At 59.4% G+C, this 20,907-nt stretch carries 19 protein-coding genes and 1 tRNA gene; 7 read left to right on the top strand and 13 right to left on the bottom strand.

The features are described from left to right. Positions 1–2: 2 nt before the first annotated feature. On the bottom strand, positions 3–1,106 hold the full coding sequence (locus HMPREF2751_RS09040; protein ID WP_070595902.1) for an efflux RND transporter periplasmic adaptor subunit: 1,104 nt from the start codon (positions 1,104–1,106) through the stop codon (positions 3–5). A 362-nt stretch (positions 1,107–1,468) separates the two neighbouring features. On the opposite strand from HMPREF2751_RS09040, the gene HMPREF2751_RS09045 reads away from it, so the two are divergent. Beyond that, positions 1,469–2,998 (top strand): catalase, encoded by a 1,530-nt coding sequence (locus tag HMPREF2751_RS09045; protein ID WP_070595903.1) that lies wholly within the window; start codon positions 1,469–1,471, stop codon positions 2,996–2,998. Positions 2,999–3,222: 224 nt separating this feature from the next. Here HMPREF2751_RS09045 and HMPREF2751_RS09050 read toward each other — a convergent pair whose 3' ends face one another. The 10 genes from HMPREF2751_RS09050 to HMPREF2751_RS09095 form a co-directional block, all read right to left on the bottom strand. Then, a complete protein-coding gene (locus HMPREF2751_RS09050) occupies positions 3,223–3,570 on the bottom strand; it encodes a hypothetical protein (protein ID WP_049192922.1) in 348 nt (115 codons plus the stop codon). Between the two features lie 140 nt (positions 3,571–3,710). Beyond that, the gene (locus HMPREF2751_RS09055; protein ID WP_016421913.1) at positions 3,711–4,019 is read right to left on the bottom strand and encodes a hypothetical protein; all 309 of its coding nucleotides are present in this window, start codon (positions 4,017–4,019) and stop codon (positions 3,711–3,713) included. Positions 4,020–4,607: 588 nt separating this feature from the next. After that, complete coding sequence (locus HMPREF2751_RS09060; protein WP_016421914.1) at positions 4,608–4,949, bottom strand: monovalent cation/H(+) antiporter subunit G; 342 nt, start codon at positions 4,947–4,949, stop codon at positions 4,608–4,610. A gap of 24 nt (positions 4,950–4,973) precedes the next feature. After that, entirely contained in the window at positions 4,974–5,264 is a 291-nt protein-coding gene (locus HMPREF2751_RS09065; protein WP_005511667.1) for a monovalent cation/H+ antiporter complex subunit F, read from the bottom strand. Beyond that, positions 5,261–5,743, bottom strand: a complete 483-nt coding sequence (locus HMPREF2751_RS09070) for a Na+/H+ antiporter subunit E (protein ID WP_070595904.1) — start codon at positions 5,741–5,743, stop codon at positions 5,261–5,263. The genes HMPREF2751_RS09065 and HMPREF2751_RS09070 overlap by 4 nt, the downstream gene beginning before the upstream one ends. Beyond that, a complete protein-coding gene (locus HMPREF2751_RS09075; protein WP_070595914.1) occupies positions 5,743–7,284 on the bottom strand; it encodes a monovalent cation/H+ antiporter subunit D family protein in 1,542 nt (513 codons plus the stop codon). The genes HMPREF2751_RS09070 and HMPREF2751_RS09075 overlap by 1 nt, the downstream gene beginning before the upstream one ends. Positions 7,285–7,307: 23 nt before the next feature. Further along, positions 7,308–7,790: a sodium:proton antiporter gene (locus HMPREF2751_RS09080; RefSeq protein WP_070546318.1), complete on the bottom strand. Its 483-nt coding sequence runs from the start codon at positions 7,788–7,790 to the stop codon at positions 7,308–7,310. Continuing rightward, positions 7,787–10,693, bottom strand: coding sequence for a DUF4040 family protein (locus HMPREF2751_RS09085; RefSeq protein ID WP_070595915.1), 2,907 nt, complete (start codon positions 10,691–10,693; stop codon positions 7,787–7,789). Before HMPREF2751_RS09085 ends, HMPREF2751_RS09080 begins: the two co-directional genes overlap by 4 nt. A 772-nt stretch (positions 10,694–11,465) precedes the next feature. Continuing rightward, positions 11,466–11,542 (bottom strand) — tRNA-Pro (locus HMPREF2751_RS09090). Positions 11,543–11,713: 171 nt separating this feature from the next. Further along, positions 11,714–12,649 (bottom strand): metallophosphoesterase, encoded by a 936-nt coding sequence (locus HMPREF2751_RS09095; RefSeq protein WP_070595905.1) that lies wholly within the window; start codon positions 12,647–12,649, stop codon positions 11,714–11,716. Between the two features lie 39 nt (positions 12,650–12,688). Here HMPREF2751_RS09095 and HMPREF2751_RS09100 point away from each other — a divergent pair, with 39 nt between their 5' ends. Continuing rightward, a complete protein-coding gene (locus HMPREF2751_RS09100) occupies positions 12,689–13,150 on the top strand; it encodes a GatB/YqeY domain-containing protein (RefSeq protein WP_070595906.1) in 462 nt (153 codons plus the stop codon). A 61-nt stretch (positions 13,151–13,211) separates the two neighbouring features. Here HMPREF2751_RS09100 and HMPREF2751_RS09105 read toward each other — a convergent pair whose 3' ends face one another. Then, a complete protein-coding gene (locus HMPREF2751_RS09105) occupies positions 13,212–15,620 on the bottom strand; it encodes a transglycosylase domain-containing protein (RefSeq protein ID WP_070595907.1) in 2,409 nt (802 codons plus the stop codon). A gap of 370 nt (positions 15,621–15,990) precedes the next feature. Between HMPREF2751_RS09105 and HMPREF2751_RS09110 the strand changes: the two genes are divergently transcribed. From HMPREF2751_RS09110 to HMPREF2751_RS09120, 4 genes are all read left to right on the top strand, one after another. Then, positions 15,991–16,353 carry a WhiB family transcriptional regulator gene (locus tag HMPREF2751_RS09110; RefSeq protein WP_070595908.1) on the top strand — a complete coding sequence of 121 codons (363 nt, stop codon included), beginning with the start codon at positions 15,991–15,993 and terminating at the stop codon, positions 16,351–16,353. A 104-nt stretch (positions 16,354–16,457) separates the two neighbouring features. Beyond that, positions 16,458–16,619 carry a Sp36 family protein gene (locus HMPREF2751_RS10780; RefSeq protein WP_005511670.1) on the top strand — a complete coding sequence of 54 codons (162 nt, stop codon included), beginning with the start codon at positions 16,458–16,460 and terminating at the stop codon, positions 16,617–16,619. A 136-nt stretch (positions 16,620–16,755) separates the two neighbouring features. Further along, on the top strand, positions 16,756–17,232 hold the full coding sequence (locus HMPREF2751_RS09115) for a RidA family protein (RefSeq protein WP_070595909.1): 477 nt from the start codon (positions 16,756–16,758) through the stop codon (positions 17,230–17,232). 135 nt (positions 17,233–17,367) lie between these two features. Next, positions 17,368–18,183, top strand: coding sequence for an MBL fold metallo-hydrolase (locus HMPREF2751_RS09120; RefSeq protein WP_070432015.1), 816 nt, complete (start codon positions 17,368–17,370; stop codon positions 18,181–18,183). Positions 18,184–18,789: 606 nt separating this feature from the next. Here HMPREF2751_RS09120 and glxR read toward each other — a convergent pair. Next, complete coding sequence (gene glxR / locus HMPREF2751_RS09125) at positions 18,790–19,473, bottom strand: CRP-like cAMP-activated global transcriptional regulator GlxR (protein WP_005511668.1); 684 nt, start codon at positions 19,471–19,473, stop codon at positions 18,790–18,792. Between the two features lie 500 nt (positions 19,474–19,973). On the opposite strand from glxR, the gene nth reads away from it, so the two are divergent. Then, a complete protein-coding gene (gene nth, locus HMPREF2751_RS09130; protein WP_370449631.1) occupies positions 19,974–20,906 on the top strand; it encodes an endonuclease III in 933 nt (310 codons plus the stop codon). Position 20,907: the final 1 nt, after the last annotated feature.

Consider the following 20,907-nt stretch of genomic DNA (forward strand, 5'->3'; position numbering starts at 1 on the left):
GCCTACTTTTCAGAGCCAGCGTCATCGCCGGACTCATCGAAGCCGGTGTCGCTGCCATCACCAGCGCCAGTGCCGGTGTCAGTGCCGTCGCCGGCGGAATCGTCCTTGTAGGAAGGCGCGTACTCCAAAACCTGCTGGCCTTCCTTCAGGCCGCGCTTGATCTCAATGAAAGTGCCATCGTTGGCGCCCAGTTCAACCTTGATTTTGGTGGGCTTGCCGCCATCCTTAGCCGGAGCGTAGACGACACCTTCGCGGAAGCGTCCCTCCACCGCGGTCACCGGCAGTGCCGGGACCTCCGAGGTGGTGCCGCTGCCAAGAATCAGCGTGGCAGGAACACCTTCGTAGACGGTCTGATCTGCGGGAATGTCACAGCGCAGCTGTGGGCCGCCCGAGGAATTTCCAGCAGCGGTGGCGCCCATGCCAGCGCCATCCCCGGCGCCAGTGTTCTGCGAGCCCGCGCTACTTCCAGTGACAGTCTTCACCGAATCACACAAAAACGGTGCCGGGCCATCAGTGATGGCGAGGCGGCCATTGTTAATCGAGTCTCCCAGCGTGTACAGCTGGCTCGGTTTAATAGGTGCTACGGCGTGGAAGCTGTTCGGCGAAATCGTGCCAATTTCCTGGCCGATCTCAACCGTCTGGCCGATGACGATATCCCACTGCACAGTGCCGGAAGCCTTAGCGGTGATGTTGCCCCAGGTCACGGTAGTTTCGGGTGTGGCGGCTGCGGCGCCTTCTTCATCGGAATCCGCGCCGCCGGAGGTGCTGGCAGTCTCAGATACCGAGGTCTTCTTCACCTGGAGCAGGTTTTGCCCCTCTACGGCGTTGCCGCCGCTGTTGACATAGGCGTCGGTGATTTCACCGGAAGCGTTGGCGCGGATCACGGTGGGCTCGTCCGGGACGATGGTGGCAGACAGCTTCTGCGTGTTATTGATCCGCTGAGGGGATAGCTCCGTGGTGGGCTGGGAGAAATCACCGGTTGCTTGCGCATAGTCCTCGTCGTTAGCGGGGAAGAATGCGATCTTGAGAAGCGCAACGGTCGCCAGCAACGCCAGCGTGTACTTGAAGACTGTGAGCGCTTTTGCGCCCCTCCCTTGTTTTTTCATGTCTGCAGAAGTATCCGATCAGAATCCAAATTGACAGCGTGGTACGCGTGAAATCCTACCCTTAACCCCCCGTGGGCAGTGGTAGTGCTGGCTATACCTTTTATTCAGTGCTGATAGGTATTGCATGAAAGCGCGGTAAGTGCTTTTCGACGGTCATTGCGGGTGGTTTTCGCAGAGGGAATTTTGCCCTTTTTAGGGCCGAGTGTTTGCGGCTGATACAGCGAACCTAATCGGACTAATAATTAAGTCCACATATCAATCGCGGGAGACTAATAGGGAAAATATGAAACTTCGTGTAGGGTGGAAAACGTCAGGGCATGTTGTGACTGCCATCTAGCCCCTGTCTTTAGGAGGAAATCCCCATGTCCAATCTCTATGAAGGTTCCAATGGTCCGACCACTCGCCTCAACGGTGCGCCGGTTCCTACAGAGCAGCACTCGCTAACCAATGGCCCACAGGGAGGTATTAACCTCCACGACATCCACCTGCTGGAAAAGCTCGCGCACTTCAACCGCGAGCGCATTCCGGAGCGCGTTGTTCACGCTAAGGGTGCAGGTGCTTTCGGTGAACTGACCATCACCGAGGATGTCTCCAAGTACACCAAGGCTGCAGTATTCCAGCCGAACACGGTCACGCCGATGCTGGCGCGATTCTCTACTGTCGCAGGTGAGCAGGGCTCCCCGGATGGCTGGCGTGACGTGCGCGGCTTTGCACTGAAGTTCTACACCGAAGAGGGCAACCTCGACATCGTGGGCAACAACACGCCAGTGTTCTTCATCCGCGATGGCATTAAGTTCCCGGACTTCATCCACTCTCAGAAGCGCCTGCCGGACACAGGTTTGCGCGACGCCAATATGCAGTGGGATTTCTGGACTGCCTCTCCGGAGTCCGCTCACCAGGTCACTTACTTGATGGGTGACCGCGGTATTCCGAAGGACTTCCGTCATATGGATGGCTTCGGTTCTCACACCTATCAGTGGATTAACGCTGAAGGGGAGCGTTTCTGGGTTAAGTACCACTTTAAGACTCGCCAGGGCTGGGAGTTCCTGGCGGATGATGAAGCCGCCGAGCTGGTTGGCGAAAACACCGACCACGCTCGCCAGGATCTCTTCGAGGCAATTGAGCGCGGCGACTACCCAACCTGGGACGTCAAGGTGCAGATCATGCCTTACGACGAGGCCGCCAGCTACAAGGTGAACCCGTTCGATCTGACCAAGACCTGGTCCCAGAAGGACTACCCGCTGATTCCGGTCGGCCACTTCACCCTGAACCGCAACCCGGGCAACTTCTTTGCTGAGGTTGAGCAGGCCGCCTTCGCACCGTCGAATACGGTCCCGGGTGTCGGCTTCTCGCCGGACAAGATGCTGCTGGCGCGTGTGTTCTCCTACGCTGATGCGCACCGCTACCGCCTTGGCGTCAACAGCGATCAGCTGCCGGTGAACCAGTCTCGCTGCCCAGTGAATTCCTTCTCGCAGGATGGTGCGGCCACGTACTACTACTCGGATCCGAAGCTGCCGGTTCACGGCTCCAACGCCACCGCTCGCGGCCCGGAGGCCGATACCACGGCTGCGGCTAAGGCCGCTGGCTGCCCAGTGCGCTCCGGTCACGCCGGCCAGGTCGATGCTGGTGCCTTTGGTCAGTGGGAGAGCGTGGGCGAAGAGTTCTACGCTGGCGCCTACGTGCAGCACCCTGAGGATGATGACTTCTCGCAGCCAGGCGACCTTGTTCGCAACGTGATGGACGATGCCGAGCGCGATCGCTTGGCAAACAACATCGTCGGTGCCATGCAGGGTGTTTCCCCAGAGGTGGAGCAGCGTGTCTACCAGTACTGGACCAACGTTGATTCCTGGCTCGGTGCCGAGGTGGAAAAGCGCTTTAAGGCAACGAAGTAAAGCAACCGCGTAGGGCTGTGCAGTAAAACCGCAGAGTAGAGCTGCACAGTCACGCGGTAGATCAAAGTAAATAGAAAAGCGTTAGCCCTGCAAATGGTTGAACCATCTGCAGGGCTAACGCTTTATTTAAAACTTCTGTCTGTGCATGACAGCCACGGCTTTGTGGTTGCCTGCACGCCGGCCCGGTTTGGGCGGCTAAGGAACAACCCTAAGTGTGAGCTGTTTTAGGCACCGATGCCCGGCAGGCTCGGGGAGCCGCTGAAAAGCGACTTCGGAGCAGCTGCAGCCTCGTCGGCTTCTTCGGCGGACTCGGACACCTCTCGACCCTGTTCGGCAGCGTCGGAGACACTATCAGCCTCAACGCCGGAGACGTGGGTGGAGTTGTCGTTGTGGGTGGACTGATCGTTCGTGATGTTGATGTCCATGAAGTCGCGGCCGAACGGAGCGTTCCAGTCACCGGTTTCCAGGAGGGTCAGGTCACCATCGATGGTCGGGTTAATCTCGAAGGTGACGTTGACGGTCGGGCCGGAAGGCATTGCTTCCAGAACCTCAACGATAGGAGTGACGTCCATTTTTGGTGTTCCTTTTAGACAGTAACGAAATGAAGAATATCGGTTTTAACTGAACAATAAACCGCAGTCTTTTTTAGAGACTGGCGGTTTATTGTGTCAAGGATTGGCGGAGCTATTGTCCTGCCATGAAGCCCAGGAGCTTACTTGGCGCCGATGCCAGAGATGCTCGGGTTCAGGAAGTCGAACTTACGCTGGTCGGACTTGTCGACGGTGGTCTCCGGGTTCAGGAAGTCGGAAACCTCGACGTCGTGGGAGTCGTGGGTGGAGTGGTCGTCGGTGACGGAGATGTCCAGGAAGTCGTTACCGAACGGCAGGTTCAGGTCGCCACCGACGTTAGCGAAGTTGACGTCGTTGCCAGCCAGCTGCTCGAAAGCCGGCAGCGGGCTCTCGACGGTGACGGCCGGAAGGGCTTCGAGGATGGTTGCGATATCTTCTGCGGAGCAGGACATGAGAAAATCCTTAGGTTCTCGGGGGTAAAGATTTTGAGTCGCTCTTGGCTGACTCACAGAAATTAAGTTAACCGATGGGGCAAGGGGCTGCAATGAAAAAATAAGTGCTTCGGCCCGCTTCTGGTCGGTTGTGTCCCTTGAATCTCGCTCAAATTCGCCTAAAAATATTGGAAAGAGGGCGGTTTGGTGGTGTCTGTGACGACTCCGGTATCTGCCTGAATATCGGATGACAAGAGTGTTGTTTTCTTAAAATTTACCGGAATTGCATTGATTGTTTTGTTCTTGGTGTCGCAAAGGTGCAGGCAAACGGCGAATTCATCAAAAATGATGATTAAGGGTTCCCTAAGTAAAGGTAGTCAAACTTTAGTAAATGGCAAAAACTGCCACTCAATTTAGGGGCATAAACGGAGTTAACGAGCGGGTCATAGCCCATGAGATGTACATCACATTGTGGGAGGCCAAAAGTGTGGGGAAATATACCCCCTTTTGGGTAGGCCGGGTGGCCTAAAGGGGGTGTCGGAGCGCGCTGAGGGGTCGCTGTGAAACTGGCCGCTAACGGTGTGTTCAGGACGTTTCCCGCGCCACTAGCTACCGCTCCGGGACGTAGTCCTCAGCGGAGCCGTCACGGGCACCCAGGACCGCGCGTCCAAGTACCTCGGAGGCGACGGTAGCGACGACCAGGACAGCAACAATGGCCAGAATGGCGGTGAGGGTTTTGCCCCACGTCAGATCGCCCTGGTCGGCCTCTAAGACCAAGTTGGCAATCACCAGCGCGGGGATGCCCACCATGATTCCGGCCGAAAGCTGGTTCAACCGGCTCAATGCATCTTTAGAGCGCCACATGGCCACACCCGCCAGAAGCAGGTACAAAGATCCGCCAATGACCAGCACGGCAAACAAGATAGTTACAAGGATTGAAGCGATACTCATATTGCGATTCGTCCTTAATCGGTCTTAGCGGCGGCCACGGGAAATAACTCGGGCCAGGCCCACGGTCGACAGAATGCCAAGCAAGCCCGCCAGCATTGCAATATCGAAAGTAATGGCCGTAGTCCGCAGCATGGCAGTTGTGAGGAACACTCCCACCATGGGGTAGAAAGCGGCGTCGGAAAGCACTGCGCGTGAGACATTGCCCTTGACCCGGAAGATCAACACCACGCCCACAAGCAGCGCCACTGAACACAGAGCAATGCCAATGCCGCTAATTACCTGTACTGCGGTGGGATCAATCAGTGTGTCATTCATGAGCGTGCTCCTTTGTCTTCGCCATTGGAGGCAATGCCATCCGGCAGCGGCAGACCACGGTCGACCTCGGCAGCAACGCCGACGACGGCATCCGGGTCAATGAACTGGTCTGCGTTGTATTCCTCGAAGACGAACGCCTTCGGGCGGGGGACATCGCGGAGGCGGGGGACGAGGTGCTCCTCCATGTCGTAGAGGGAGTCGTACAGTGAGTCCAGGTCGGCACCGAAGATTGCGTGGATGATGAACAACCGCCCCGCATCGGTCTCACGGGCACCACAGACCAGCGTGCCCGGGGTCATGGTGATGGACTCGGCAAAGAGAGTGACCTCAAGGTCAGACTTCACACGCAGCGGCAGTCCAATGAGCACCGGCTGCTGCTTCTGGTTCGGGCGCAGAGTATCGAGCACCACGTCCGTCGCAGCCACAACAACCTGCCAGACCAGCCAGAGGGAATAGCGGATAACATGCAGAAACTTCATCAGTAAATACCTCCGATGGCGTTTTCAACTCCGCCGAGAGTCGCCTCGCGGTAGCCATCAATATTCAGCAGCGCATCAGCCGCGCCGGTGGTCGCCCAAGTGACGGCGCCGACCGCGACGAACATGGTCACAGAAACAATTGCCAGCATGGCGGACGGCGCAACCAGCGTTCCCGGAACACGAACCGAATCATCCACGCCCTGCATGGGTCGGCCCCAGAAGACCGCGCGCCACAGGCGAATCATGGCCAGCAGCGAGCCCAGTGAGGCAACGATGATTGCGGTGATCGCAACAATCGAGCGAGCATCGCCAGTGGCGGCAGAGGCAAAGACAATGCCCACCTTGCCCCACACGCCGGAAAACGGTGGGAAGCCCACAATGGAGAAGCTCATTGCCGCCATCACCCAAGCAACCGCCTGGTCGCGGCGAGCAAGCCCAGAAAGCCTGGAGAGCGTACCCGTACCGTAGGTCTCTTCCACTGCGCCGGAGCCCAGAATGAGGGCGCCGACAGTCACCATGTGGTGGATTGCGTAGAAAATACCCGCAGCCAGCGCCGCCTTGGCGCCGCCCCCGTCGTTAGCGTCCGTGAACGCCAGCACAATCAGAATGAACGGCATACCCGTGACCATCTGGTAGGCCAGCACCTCACGCATGGTGTTCTCCGCAAGCCCAGCAAACGCGCCGACCAGCATCGAGATCGCCATGATGATAATGATCGGCCAGTGCCAGGAGGGGTTCATGCCCACAATCACGACGTAGATGCGGAAGAGCATGTACACCGCAACCTTTGTATGTACCGCAGAGAACAGTGCCATCACCGCAGGGCTTGTCGACGGGTACGTCCTCGGCAGCCACGTGTGCGCCGGAACCAAACCAGCCTTCACGCACAGCGCAATGATGACAATGCCGAGTGCGACCACACCCGTGCCGCCGGGGCCGCCCTCGCTGGCCATGTCGGCCAGCATTGCGATGTTCACATTGCCCGCCGAGCCGTAAATCAGCGCGACACCAATCAGCAGCACCGTAGAGGTCAAGAGATTGACCAGCACAAAGCTACGGCCAGCGGCCAGGCGGTGCCAGGTACCGGTTACTGCAATCAAACCGTAGGAGGGCAGCAGCATGACCTCCATGAACACGAAGAAGTTGAACAGATCGGCAGTCAGGAAAGCGCCCGACATGCCGGCCAACATCATCAGCGTCAGGGAGGGGAAGAACCGCGATGTGTTTTCGCCTGCGACGTGGGCGAACCAGTTACCGAAGGCCACCACCGCTGCGGCCACGCCCAGCATCAGCATGGAGAACGTGTCCGCCAAGAAAGGAATCGAGATACCACCGGGGAACGCGCCCACACCGTGGCCGACCGGGCCGTTTTCAGTGACGTAGAACATCACCCAAAACGCAGCCAGCGACGATAGTGCCGGAACGGCGATGCCCATCGTCGCGCGCATCCACAGCTTCGGCAGGATGGCTGCGACCGCCGACAGAATCAGCGGCAGTGCCGCAAACAGCGGCAGTAGCGAAGACAGAGTTGAAGGGGACATTGCAGAGGTCATTGCAGAGGCTTCTACCATTTCTCGTCACCGCCGAATGTGGTCTCGCGCGGGAACTTATTCGGAGCCGAAGAGACCCCTGGGGTGCCGGTGACCGTGGAATCCGAGTCCGACGGAATGTGCTTACCCGCACGACGACCAGCCGTCGACAGCTGTCGCATAGCCTCGCGGTCCTCATGGATACGAGTGTCGTCATCGCGGCCCAAACCAGACAGAGCCAGCATGAACGCGGTGACGGCCATGGTAATCACGATGGCCGTCAGCACGAATGCCTGCGGCAGCGGGTCAGCCATCTGCTCAGCAGCGCCAGCGCCCGCAGTGGTCTCGTTGCCCAGCAGCGGTTCGCCGCGCCAGGCGCCGACACCCGTGGACAAAATAATCAGGTTGGCGGCATGGGAAATCAGAGTCATGCCGATGATGGTGCGCAGCATGCCGCGCTGTAGCACCAGGTACGTGCCACCGCCTGCGAGGACGGCAGCCATGATGGCGATAATCACTTCTTGGCCTCCTCAACGGTGGCATGAGCTGGGGCGGGGGCGGGAGCGCTCTCCGCTTCTGAGGCGAACACGCCCATCTCCGGCGGCACCCGCAAGCTCGAGCGGTCTGAGTAGAGATCCTGCATCACATCGTCCGACCCGGTCACACCAGGACGGTTCGGGCCGCCCAGGAGATTCAGCGCGGTTGCCACAATGCCGATGACGGCCAGGTACACGCCGACGTCGAAAAGCAATGCCGTGGTGAGGTGCTGACCTAGGAACTCGCCGTACAGCGGTGCCAAGAACGACCCCTTGGCGAAACCGATGAAGCCCGTGCCGATAGCCGTGATGACACCCGCAGCGCTGAGCACTGCCGGGATCTTCTCGCCGAAGACCAGCTCGTCGCGGTCCTTGGACAGGTAAATCAGCATGACGGCAGCGGCACCAATCAGCGCCGCGTTGAAGCCGCCGCCCGGAGCGGTACCGCCGCGGTAGAGAACCACAGCGGACAGGGCGAACAGAACCGGCGACAGCCAGCGGACCAGCCAGCGCATCATGATGGAATTCAGAGCGGGCTCCGCAAGCGGGGAAGGCTGATCGAGCAGGTGCGGGAAGCGAGGCATAGACGTGACAACCGCCGCCATCGCGACACCCGCCATACCGAGAACCGCCAGCTCACCCATGGTATCGAAAGCACGGAACTCAACCAGGATCACGTTGACAATGTTGGTCTCGCCCGTGACCTTCTCAGTGTTATCGATGTACCACTGCGCGACCTCAGGCATCTGACGACGGCCAGTGAGGAACCACACCGCGCCGAACGTAGCCAAGCCCACGGCAACTGCCACAACCGCCGCCGAGGCACGGCGGTTCTTCGAGGTCTCAGAGAACGCACGCGGCTGGAAGCGCAGCACCAGCATCATCAGCACGACAGTCAGGATTTCCACCATGAACTGCGTCAATGCCACATCCGGTGCGCCCAGCAGGAGAATCTGCAGCGTGACACCAACACCGGTGACGCCGAGCAGCACAGCCGCCTGCAAACGGTTCTTCGCCCGAAGCGTGGCCCACACACCAATCAGGACAACGACCAGCGGAATCAGATCGGTCAGGTGATCGATGCCGTCGATCTTCGGCAGCACAGGAGCGCCACCGACACCCGAAGCGATTGCAATGGCCAGGGCGTACACCGCGAGCAAACCAAGCAGCGGCAACAGGTGACGCGATGGCTGATGCGAACGCGCCACCTTGCCCATCGCGCGTCCCACACGCTGCGAGACGCTCAGCGACGCGTTGATCGCCTCCACGCCAGTGAACGGGAAGAGCTTGCGGTCGGCCATAACGTCGTTGACGCGGGCACGAGTGAAGATGAAGCCCACGCCGACAGCCAGCACAATCACAGAGATAATCAGCGGCACATTCACGCCGTGCCACAGGCTCAAGTGCGATTCCTGAGTCGTGCCGGCCGGAAGCTGACCGACCGTATCCGCCACGCGGTCCAGCGGACGGTTCAAAATAGCACCGGCAGCGAAGGCTGCAGGCAGGCTCAGCACGCCAGGAATGGCGGCCGGAAGCCACAGCGAAATCGGAGCCTCAGTGATGTGGTCAACATCGCGCGGACCATCCACGAACGCACCGAACACCAAGCGTGCCGAGTACGCGAAAGTACCAATCGCTCCAATCGCCGCAACCGTCAGCAGGATGACGACACCGGTGTTGGACAAAGGTGCGCCCTCGAACGCGGTGAGCATACCCTCCTTCGACATGAAGCCGAAGAACGGCGGAATTGCCGCCATCGATGCCGCACCGAAAATCATCGAGCTAAAGCTCCACGGCATCTGCTTCCACAGCGGACCCAAGCGACGAATGTCGCGCGTGCCCGCCTGATGGTCAACCACGCCAGCCATCATGAACAGCGAAGACTTAAACATCGCATGCGCAATGGTGTGCACAACCGCAGCCATAATGGCGAACTTCGTGCCCACACCAATCGTGGCGACAATCCAACCCAACTGCGAGACCGTCGAGTACGCAATCAGCTTCTTCAAATCAGTCTGCTGCAGCGCAAAGTAGGCCGTGGCAACAGCCGTCCACATACCCATGACAATCAGCAGCAACTGCCACACGCGCACGTCCGCGAAGACCGTGGAAAAACGCATCAGCAGGTAAACGCCCGCCTTGACGACGGCCGCAGCGTGCAAGAAAGCCGAGACGGGAGTTGCTGCCGCCATAGCCTCTGGAAGCCAGGCGTGGAAGGGGAACTGAGCTGCCTTCGTGAAAGCACCCAGGGCCACCAACGCGGCAATGAGACTGCGCGCCGCCGGGTTGGCCTCCCACTCAGGCGAAGCCAAAACCTCGGTGAGATTCGTGGAACCGGTTAGCCACACCGCACCGCCGAGGGCGGCCAGAAGCAGCAGGCCACCGGTGAAGGTCAGCAGGAGTGTGCGCAACGAGCCCAGCTCGCCCGACGAGCCCGACCTCGCAATGAGCAGGAACGAGGCCATCGAGACCAGCTCCCACCCGATGAAGAGGAGCATGATGTCGTCGGCAAGCACGAGGAGCAAAACCGCCAGCATGAACGCCGTCATCAAGACGTAGAAGCTCATCGCGGATTTCTTCGGCGGCAAATACGCGGTGGAGTAGATGAAGACTATCGAGCCCACCAACAGCGCCAAGAAGCTGAACACCATGGAGAGGGGATCGAGCTTCAGCGCAAACGCCGCGTTCAGTTCCGGGGACCAGACGCGGGACCAGGTGAAGGTGGTGCCGTCGAGAATATCGCCCGTTACACGCGAAAGCTGGACCACCGACGCGAGAAAAAACGCGACGATGGGCCAGCCTGCGTGACGACCAAGGAGCTTCACAAACAGCGGGGTCAGCGCCAGGGCAACCGCGACCAACAGCGGGACCGAAAGGAGGGTCAGGCTGTTGGCGGAGGTTTGGGCTGCTTGGGTGGCTTGGACTGCTTGAGCTGCTTGAGCTGCGAGCGTTGTTGCGTGCTCTGCGGAGCTGCTTGCTTGGGGGGTAATCGTTGCCGGGGCAGAAAGAATGGAATCTAAAGAATTCAATGTTGCCGATACGCCGCCGGACGCAAACTCAGAAGCCAATGTCTGGTCTGGTGGTGCGGTCGCCGACGGCGGACTGGCTGTAAAGGGGCTGGCTGATGCCAGAGCTGTTGCCAGGTGCGTCACTTGGGGGCTACTTTCACATTGCTGTTAAAAAGGTTCGTACTTCTACAGACTAACAGCCACGAAAATGCTCCACGCGGGGTGAAAGGGGCATTTGGGGGAGCGGGGAAAGGCTCTGCGGATCCAGTAGTGAAAATACATAGGTACGAGTGATGGACGGGGTGTCGAACCGAGTTACTGACTGCGTTTATGACAGGTGGTGTTGGATTGATGCGAGTTACTGACTGCGTTTATGACAAAAATGGCCCGAAAAATGGCTTGAAAGTGTCATAAACTCAGACAGTTTCACATTTGCAGCCCCTGAGTTTTCGGGTTGACAGTTTTGCCACGTAACCCCGTAACTCCGGGCTGTGGTGCTGCCGCAGTTGGGGCCTGACTAGTCGCTACCTTGAGAACTGGACGCACTCTTTGGCTATCAACCCTGAACCGCGGCAAATAGTAGGGTTCAGCAGCCAACGACGAAACCCTCCCTCGCCCGGATAACTCCAGGTGAGAGAGGGTTTCTACTTGGTCGGGGTAGCGGGATTTGAACCCACGGCCTCTTCGTCCCGAACGAAGCGCGCTACCAAGCTGCGCCATACCCCGAGGCCGCAGACACGAACTGGGAACATACGTCTCAGTGCTGTGCTTGCGAGGACTTACTTTAGCCCGACGCTGAGTCAGAATGCAAAACGCCTGCTTAACGGGCTGTGGGAACAAGCCGCGGTCTCCGCCGCGCCCTTACAAACTACGAACTGCACCCCGACGGACTACGAACTACGAATCCCGCTCCACAACCTCAATCAAGGTCGCGGATGGGCGGCAGAACAAGCGCACCGGAGCGTAAGGGGAAGTGCCAAGGCCATTGGAGACATGCAGCCATGTCTTCTCGGTCCAGCGCGACAACCCCGAGGCCCGCGAGCGGTCGATACCGCAGTTGGTCACAATGGCCTTCCCTCCGGGCAGGCACACCTGGCCACCGTGGGTATGACCAGAAAGCACCAGGTCGTAGCCGTCTTCCGCAAAAGCATCCAACACGTGGGGCTCCGGCGAGTGCGACAGGCCGATAGCGATGTCGGCATCCGCATTCGGAGCACCGGCGATCTGCGAATAATCCTCCAACTCGTGATGAGGGTCATCTACACCGGACAGCGCCACCTTCACGCCACCCGCCACAAACTCCAGCCGGGCATGGGTGGCATCCTGCCAGCCGTGCTCGATAAACGCAGCGCGCATGCCGCGCCACGGCAGTTCGACGCGTGAGGGCTTGCGCTTCTTGCCTGTCAGGTACTTCAGCGGATTGACAGGCCGTGGCGCGAAGTAGTCATTCGTACCGAACACGAAGGCGCCCGGACGGTTCAGTAGGGGGCCGAGCGCTGCGAGGACACTGGGAACGGCCTTGTCGCTGCCCAGGTTGTCGCCGGTATTAATCACCAGGTCAGGGTTCAGAGCATCGAGGCTGGCAACCCACTTCTGCTTCAACTTCTGGTCGGGGAGCATGTGGAAGTCGGAGACATGCAGAATCCGGAAAGGCTCACCCTCGCGCTTTCCCACCCGGGCGAGCGTGCCGGGTGCCAGCACGGGAACTTGCACACGGTGGAGTTTAAATGCACGCAATTCGATTTGGTTCGCGTAGAGGAACGTCGTCAAGCCAAGCGTGGCGATAGCTGCGGCAGACCGCAGAATTCGGTTGGAAAAAGCGCGCGATGTCATGACAGAGACACTATCAACTACAGCGGTAATCTAGGGCGTATGAGTGAACTGAAGAACACAATTGTCTCCGATATGACCGCCGCAATGAAGGCCCGCGACAAGGAAACCGTCGCGGCGCTGCGCATGCTGAAGGCCGCCATCCAGACCGAAGAGGTTTCCGGCTCCAAGCACGAGCTCACCGATGACGAGGTGCTGCGTGTGATTGAACGGGAGGTCAAGAAGCGTCGCGAGTCCGCTGAGATGTATGCCGAGAACGGCCGCCAGGAACTTGCCGACGCCGAGCTCGCCGAAGCAGAGGTTTTCACCCGCTACCAGCCGGAACAGCTTGACGACGACGCCGTGAAGAACCTCGTTGCGGAATCCGTGGCCGAGGTTGCTGGCGATGATGCGCCGAGCATGAAGATCATGGGCCAGGTTATGAAGGTGGCTAAGGAAAAGGCCGCTGGCCAGGTCGATGGCAAGCGGCTTTCCGAGTCCGTTAAGGCTGCCCTGCAGGGCTAGCGCGACCTTTCGCCGTTTTCCCTTTTCGGCGATAAGCGTTGGAGCTGCCTTCTAGGGTGAACTAGAACGGCAGCAGCGGAATCAGATCCCGCAAGCTCGGCGCTGGCGGAGTGTTCGGGCGAGGGAACTGCGGTAGCGGATCCGGCCGGGTCGTCGTCGAGTCCGGTCGTGGCGACGGCGCTGGTGGCGGGGTCGGACGGCGGGTGCCATCGGCCACGCGGATTGTGACGGTGCCACCCTTGAGTAGTAGCGGCGGCTGATCCAACCCGACCACGATTCCGCGCGACTCGCCGGTGAGGGAGACTGTGCGTTCCTCTACCTTGTAGCCGGCCTTCTTAAGGGTCTCCCGGGCCTCGGCCTTCTGCATGCCCACCACATTCGGCATTTGGGTGATAGAGGTACCCAGTCCGTAGTCCGAATCCAGTGGTGGGAGGTTCTTTCCGCCATAGTCCTCGATGACCGGGCCGACTGCGCCGAACCATGTCCGCGCGGGCTCGCGACCACCAAAGAGGTTGCCGCTTGGGCACTGGCGCAGCGGCGACGTGCACAGCTCCGTGACCGTCGGGGTGTCGTTGTAGGCGTACACCGATCCGGCCAGACCGCCGGTGAAGCCCAGGAATGCCGCGGACTGGTTCGACTCGGTGGTACCGGTCTTAGCCGCGACTGGGCCTTCCCAATTCAGCTCTTTCGCGGCATCCTTCGCGGTGCCATCGGTGGCGTCATTGCTGAGCGCATTAGCGATCGCGTGCGCGACACCCGGCTCCACTGCCTGCTCGCACGGTGGCACATTCAGCTTGACCGCATTGCCCTTGGAGTCCGTGATCGACTCAATTGGAGAGGGCTCGCACCAGCGGCCATTGCTGGCCAGGGTGGCAGCGACATTGGACAGCTCAAGGTTATTCACCGCCGTCGGACCCAGCACGAATGAGCCGAGCTTATGCTCCGAGACATAGTCCGCCACCGAGGACTCACCATCAAAACTGCCCGGCTCCGTGTATGAGCGCATGCCCAGGCGTACCGCCATGTCCATCACGCCATCGACGCCGACCAGCTCCGAAATCTGAATAAAAGGAGTATTCGGCGACCGTGCGAGCGTCTCACGCAGCGACATCGACGGCGGGAAACTACCTACGTTCTCCACGCAGTACAGGCCCGGCGGGCAGCCCTCTGCGCCACCGGTGCCCAGCCCGGAGGCCTCATAACGACGCGGCACCGGGAAGTTGGTGTCAATACCCAGCCCCTTTTCCACCGCCGACGTCGCCGCGAAAATCTTAAAAATCGAGCCCGCGCCATTGCCCACCGGCGTAAATGGCTGAGGCTGCACGGTCTGCATTTGTTCCGCATCGAGGCCGTATACGCGTGACGACGCCATCGCGAGCAACTTCCTGGAGTCATCCCCAGGCTCAAGCAAACTCATAACCTCGGCTGCGCCATCCGCAGTCGGTGACGCCTGCTGACGCAGAGACTCCTGCACGCTGTCCTGCACACGCGGGTCCAGTGTGGTCTTCACATGGAAGCCACCGCGCTTGAGCTTCTCGGTCTCAATACCGTGGTTCTCCAAGTAGGAGACCACATAGTCACAGAAGAAACCGCGATCGCCCGCCGCGATGCAACCCTGCGGCAGGCGCTGAGGCTCCGGAAGAATACCGAGATCAGCTGCCTTGGCGTCCTGAGCCTCCTGCGGGCCAATTGCCCCCGTGGATTCCATAGCCGCAAGCACGTCGTTACGCCGTGCATGCGCACCTTCCGGATTTGTATACGGATCGAGCCCGGAGGACTGCTGAACCATGCCCGCGAGCAGAGCGGCCTGCGGGACATTCAGATCGGACGCGGGAATGCCAAAGTATGTCTGAGCTGCAGCTTCCACGCCGAACGCGCCATTGCCGAAGGGGACCAAGTTCAGGTACTTAGTCAGAATCTCGTCTTTCGTCAGCTCATCTTCCAGATCCAACGCGATGCGAATCTCGCGGATCTTGCGACCATAATCCGTGGCAGTAGCAGCGCGGCGCTCCGACTCCGACTCTGCGTCCACCAGCAGCGTGTGGTTCTTAATCAACTGCTGCTCAATTGTGGAGGCGCCTTCCTGCACCGACTGGGACATGAAGTTCTTTACCGCCGCACGAGCAGTACCCTTCCAGTCCACACCAGAGTGCTCATAAAAGCGCCTATCTTCCACGCTGACCAGCGCATCCTTCATAGCTGGCGAGATACGTTCCGACGGCACATTAAACCGCCGCTGATCATAGAGCCACGCAATTGGCTGATCATTACGATCCGTAATAGTGGTGACCCCCGGTGCGTCCTTAGAAATCACCGACCGCGACGCCGACGCGAATTCATCAGCCGTGCGCGCGACGAGGTAGGCCGAGCCGCCCACAAGAGGAAAGAGGGCGCTGGCCACAATCAACGCAGCCAACACAGTGGCAACGGAGAGCTTGAACAGCGTCGAACCTTTATTCACAGCAATCACACTACAAGGTAGGGCGGATTGAGCCGAAGTGAGTTTTCGAAAATCCGCCTAGAGACATGCCCGGCGAGCCCAGAAAAACGCCTGGCGAGCGGGGGAGGAGTGCTACGAGCGCCCTTACAATACCGGGCAACTCATCGTGTGGTGGTTTCTGGAAAAAGATTTTCATAGTGACGTAAATCACCCCCGTGCTTTTGTTGGAAAAAGTTGCCCCACCTGCATCGTTGCATTTAGAGCTGCGCCACGCCCACCCTCCCAGTGTGACCCAATCGACATTATTTGGTTGGTGTGAATAGACTTACAACAAAATTTCAGCACTATTTAGTTGAAACTATTTCGAAATAACGAAAATCGCAGGCACGAGGAGGCTACAATGACCGCCACGATTCCCGATCGCAACCGCACTGCTACTACGCCAGACTACGAGCTCGGTGTAGAGAGCTTCCGCGATCGTCAGGAGTGGGTCCCGCGCGCTAAGTGCCGCGATATTGACCCGGATAAGTTGTTCGTTCGCGGCGCCGCACAGCGCGAAGCCGCAGTTATCTGCCGCCACTGTCCAGTGGTTCTGCAGTGCCGTGCCGACGCTCTGGATAACCGCGTCGAGTTCGGCGTCTGGGGTGGCCTGACCGAGCGTCAGCGCCGCGCAATGCTGCGCGAGCACCCGGAAATTACTTCGTGGGCCGACTTCTACGCTGTGCAGTACGCAGCTCAGCGCAAGGCAAAGCTGGCTAAGTAAAGCCGCCGGACTGGCGGACAGCTGGCTAAGTAAAAACCGAACTTAGACCGAAGTAAAACTGAACCCCCAGCGCGCGAGGCTGGGGGACAGATAAAGTAGCTTCCATGACTACTAAATGGGAATACTTCACCGCACCGCTGCTCATTCACAACACCAAGGCCATCCTGGACAACTTTGGTGAGGACGGCTGGGAACTCGTCACCGTTCTCCCGGGCCCGACCGGCGAAAACCACGTTGGTTACTTCAAGCGCCCGAAGGCTGACTAATTACCTCGGTGTCTAGCACCTAACTAGCAACGGCGGTTGTGCTTTCGATTGGCAGCTGACTCACGGTTGGCTGCCATCTTTCTTTGGCCGGCTTTATTCGCCGGGCCCTTAGCCGCCGTGGAAAGGCTTAACTTAAATGAGCAACTCTGAATCTCGCACTCCTTCCCAAGCCCTCGAGGACCTCGGGCTTACCCTGCCTGCCGTTGCCGCGCCAGTTGCGGCCTACGTACCCGCAACGCGTACGGGCAACCTTGTTTTCACTTCCGGTCAGCTCCCATTCGTAAACGGTGAGCTCACCCACGTCGGCCACGTCGGCGCGGAAGTCACTGCTGAGGAGGCCAAGGAGGCCGCCCGCACCTGCGCTCTCAACGCTTTGGCCGCAGTCGATGCCGAGGTCGGTCTCGACAATGTCACCCGCATCGTGAAGGTCGTCGGCTTCGTCAACTCCGCCGCCGGATTCACTGGTCAGCCGGGCGTTATCAATGGAGCCTCGGAACTCTTCGGCGACGTCTTCGGCGAACGCGGCCAGCATGCTCGTTCGGCAGTGGGTGTGAATCAGCTTCCGCTGGACGCACCCGTGGAAGTCGAGATCATCGTTGAAGTAGCCCAGTAGCTGCTGTATTTGGTGCCGTGACCAGTGGGGATGTTGCGTTCTCCGGGACGTCGTAAAGCGTGCTTACACCCAAATGAGCCGAATTGGAGGGCGTAGCCCGCTCCCCGGATTGCACAACCACGTAGGATAGAGGACATGGAGCATCCTGCGTATAGCCAACTGCGTCAGATTTCTCAGTCCGTGGGCGTCGTTCTGTGCCCGAACCCCAGCTACTCTTCGCTGGAGGGTACGAACTCCTACGTTATTAAGGCTGAGGGGGATAGCCGCAGCATTGTCATCGATCCGGGTCCGGAGGACGAGGGACACCTGAACGTCCTCCAGCGCTATGCCGGCGACGTTGCGTTGATTCTGCTGACGCACCGTCATGGCGACCATGCTGATGGCGCCGCACGTTTCCGTCAGCTCACCGGCGCGCCGATTCGTGAGCTGGAGTCTCAGTACTGCGCGGGAGGTCAGGATCCGCTTGTCGACGGCGAACGTATCGTCCTCGACGGAGTGACTCCGCAGATTGAGGTCGTGGCAACCCCTGGTCACACCGCTGATTCTGTCTGCTACTTCATCCACACTGGTGATGGCGAGGATGATGTTGAAGGCATCGTTACCGGTGACACGATCGCTGGCCGCCACACCACTATGATTTCGGAGACCGACGGCGACCTGGGTAAGTACATGGAAACCCTGAAAATGCTGGATTCGCGCGGCAAGGGTGTTCGTCTGCTGCCTGGTCATGGTGCTGACCTGCCGGACATCACTGTAATGACGCAGAAGTACATTGAGCGTCGTAAGCTGCGCCTGCAGCAGGTGAAGGATGCCGTTGCCAAGCTGGGCGACGAAGCTACGGTCGACCAGATTGTGGATGAGATTTACACGGATGTCGATCCGGTGCTGCGTCATGCTGCTGAGCAGTCGACTCGTGTGACCCTGCGCTACCTGCGCGATCACGGGGAGTAATTGCTGGGCTTCGGCTTTGGCTTCGGCTTGGGCTTCGGCCGGTTGCTGGGCTGGTCTGGGCTGGGCTTAATTGAGACTGGGCTGAAGCCGAGCTTGAGTGAAGCTGAGCTTGACTCACCGCATGAAAAGAGCGTGTGACCTGCAGTTTTGCGGGTTGCGCGCTTTTTGTTTGGGGTAGTGCTGGTTGGGGTGGGCTAGTACCGGTTGGGTGGGTTGGCCTCGTCGGGGCCAGCTCAATCACTTATCGATGAGGTATCCACTTGTCGATGAGCTATAGCGCGCGCACAAGTGAACAGCGCATCGATAAGTGATTGATGCAAGGAGAAATCGGTGAATGGTGCATCGATAGGTGCCGGGAAAGCATCGATAAGTGGCAGAAAAGCGTCGATAAGTGCGCCAAACTTGGCCGGCATGGCAGGCCGGCATACCAGGTCAGCATGCCAGGCCAGCGGGGGAAGACAACAAAAATCCCGCGAGCCTCATGCGTTTCATGTGCTCCTACGGGAACCGGGGATCCAAAAGCAGAGGCTGCGGGATGTGAGTCGTTTGGGCAGCGCCACAAGCGCAACAAGCTAACGTGCGCCACAAGCTAACGTGCGCAACAAGCTAACGTGCGCGGCGGGCCAAACGCTCCGTATCGGAGATGAGCACGGACTTGCCCTCAAGGCGAATCCAGCCGCGGTGGGCGAACTCTGCCAGAGCCTTGTTAACGGTCTCTCGGGAGGCGCCGACGAGCTGTGCGATTTCCTCCTGAGTCAGGTCGTGGTTCACGCGGAGAGCAGAACCTTCCTGAACACCGAAGCGATTGGCCAGCTGAAGCAGGGACTTAGCAACGCGACCAGGGACGTCGGTGAAAATGAGGTCAGCCAGTGAATTGTTGGTGCGGCGCAGACGGCGGGCCAGCATGCGCAGCAGCTGAGCTGGAACATCAGGGTGCGAACCAACCCATTCCTGCAGCTGATCGGCACTCATGGACGCGGCGGAAACTTCGGTGACGCAGACCGCCGAGGAGGTGCGCGGGCCCGGGTCGAAGATGGAGAGCTCGCCGAACATGTCGGACGGGCCCATGATGGTCAACAGGTTTTCACGACCGTCGGCTGAGCGACGAGCCAGCTTCACCTTGCCATCAATAATGATGTAGAGCCGATCGCCCGGCTCCCCCTCATTGAAGATGGTGGTTCCACGCGGGAAGCGAACCGTCTCGAGCTCGCCGAGCAAGGCCTGCACAGCCTCCTGGTCGACTCCCTGAAATACACCGGCCCGGGAGAGAATCTCCTTGACGTCATCCACGGTAAAATTCTCCTGTCTTGGGCCACTAACCACCGTAAATACAGGCCAGCAGCCGCCAAATTAGCACTCGACTACAGATTGCAGTGGCCAAACAGGAAGAGAAACTGCCCCGTCCCACTAGTTCCACTACTTTCGGTCTTTCCCGGTAACGCCGCTGCCAGCCTTCAAGGCAGGTTCATCCCTGGGCGAATTTCACGACAAATCGCCTCTACAGATGCATCCCAAAACTACGCCGTCACCAAGATGTGATAAGCACCACTGTAGCAAAAGAGCCACTGCGCCTGTGGGGAATTCTGGTGAAAAGCCGCTGAACTGTGTATTTATAACTAACAATTCGCTAACGGTGTTCCAAGATGTGGTGGGGCATGACTTCTTTGGTTTTTGACCGAATATGCCCGAGCTGCTACCGGTTCCATCCGCATCCCGGACGAATCTAAAGATTCAGCTCGCGAAAGGTGCGCACGCGAATTGCAATCCGGGGTAGCCGATACACTACGACCATGGATACGACCGGCAAGGCATCGTCGATAAGCAAGCATCAGACGATAAACAAACCCCAGCCCACGCACCCGCAGGGATCCCTGACGTCGAAGAAGCGTCGGGCGGTGGGGGCGCATCCGGCGGCGCGGGGGAAGGAGACGCGCCTGGGTATGGTGCGGCGCGCGCGGCGGATTAACCGCACGCTGGCGGTGGCATACCCGAATGCGCACTGTGAGCTGGACTTTCGTAATCCGTATGAGCTTGCGGTGGCGACGATTCTGTCGGCGCAGTGTACGGACGTGCGGGTGAATATGACCACGCCGGCGCTGTTCGCTAGGTACCCCACCCCTGCCGATTTGGCGGTTGCGAATCAGGAAGAAGTCGAGGAGCTCGTTCGACCGACGGGTTTCTATAGGAATAAGGCCGCCAACATTATCGGTTTTGCGCAGGGGGTGATGGAGCAGCACGGCGGCGAGGTTCCGGGCACGTTGGAGGAGCTGGTGAAGCTGCCGGGCGTGGGGCGAAAGACGGCAAATGTGGTGCTGGGGAATGCTTTTGGGGTGCCGGGTTTGACGGTCGATACGCATTTTGGGCGTCTGGTGCGGCGCATGGGTCTCACAGAGCAGGAAGATCCGGTGCGCGTGGAGCACGAGATGATGGAGGTGCTACCGCGCGCGGAGTGGACGTGGTTTTCGCACCGGCTGATTTTCCACGGTCGCCGGGTGTGTCATTCGCGTCGGGCGGCGTGCGGGGCGTGCTTCTTGGCGGCAGATTGCCCGTCGTATGGCGTCGCGGGGCCGGCGGAGCCGGAGACTGCGGAGAAGTTGATTAAGTCAGACGACAGGGAATGGCTTCTCTACCTGGCCGGTCTTAATGACGGCTACAGTGGGGAGGAACTTTCCGCGCTTGACGACGGGGATAGCGCGCGCATCACCACAGCGACACAGGACTAGT

It is taken from the genome of Corynebacterium sp. HMSC063G05 (assembly GCF_001810555.1).
Lineage (GTDB): Bacteria > Actinomycetota > Actinomycetes > Mycobacteriales > Mycobacteriaceae > Corynebacterium > Corynebacterium jeikeium_D.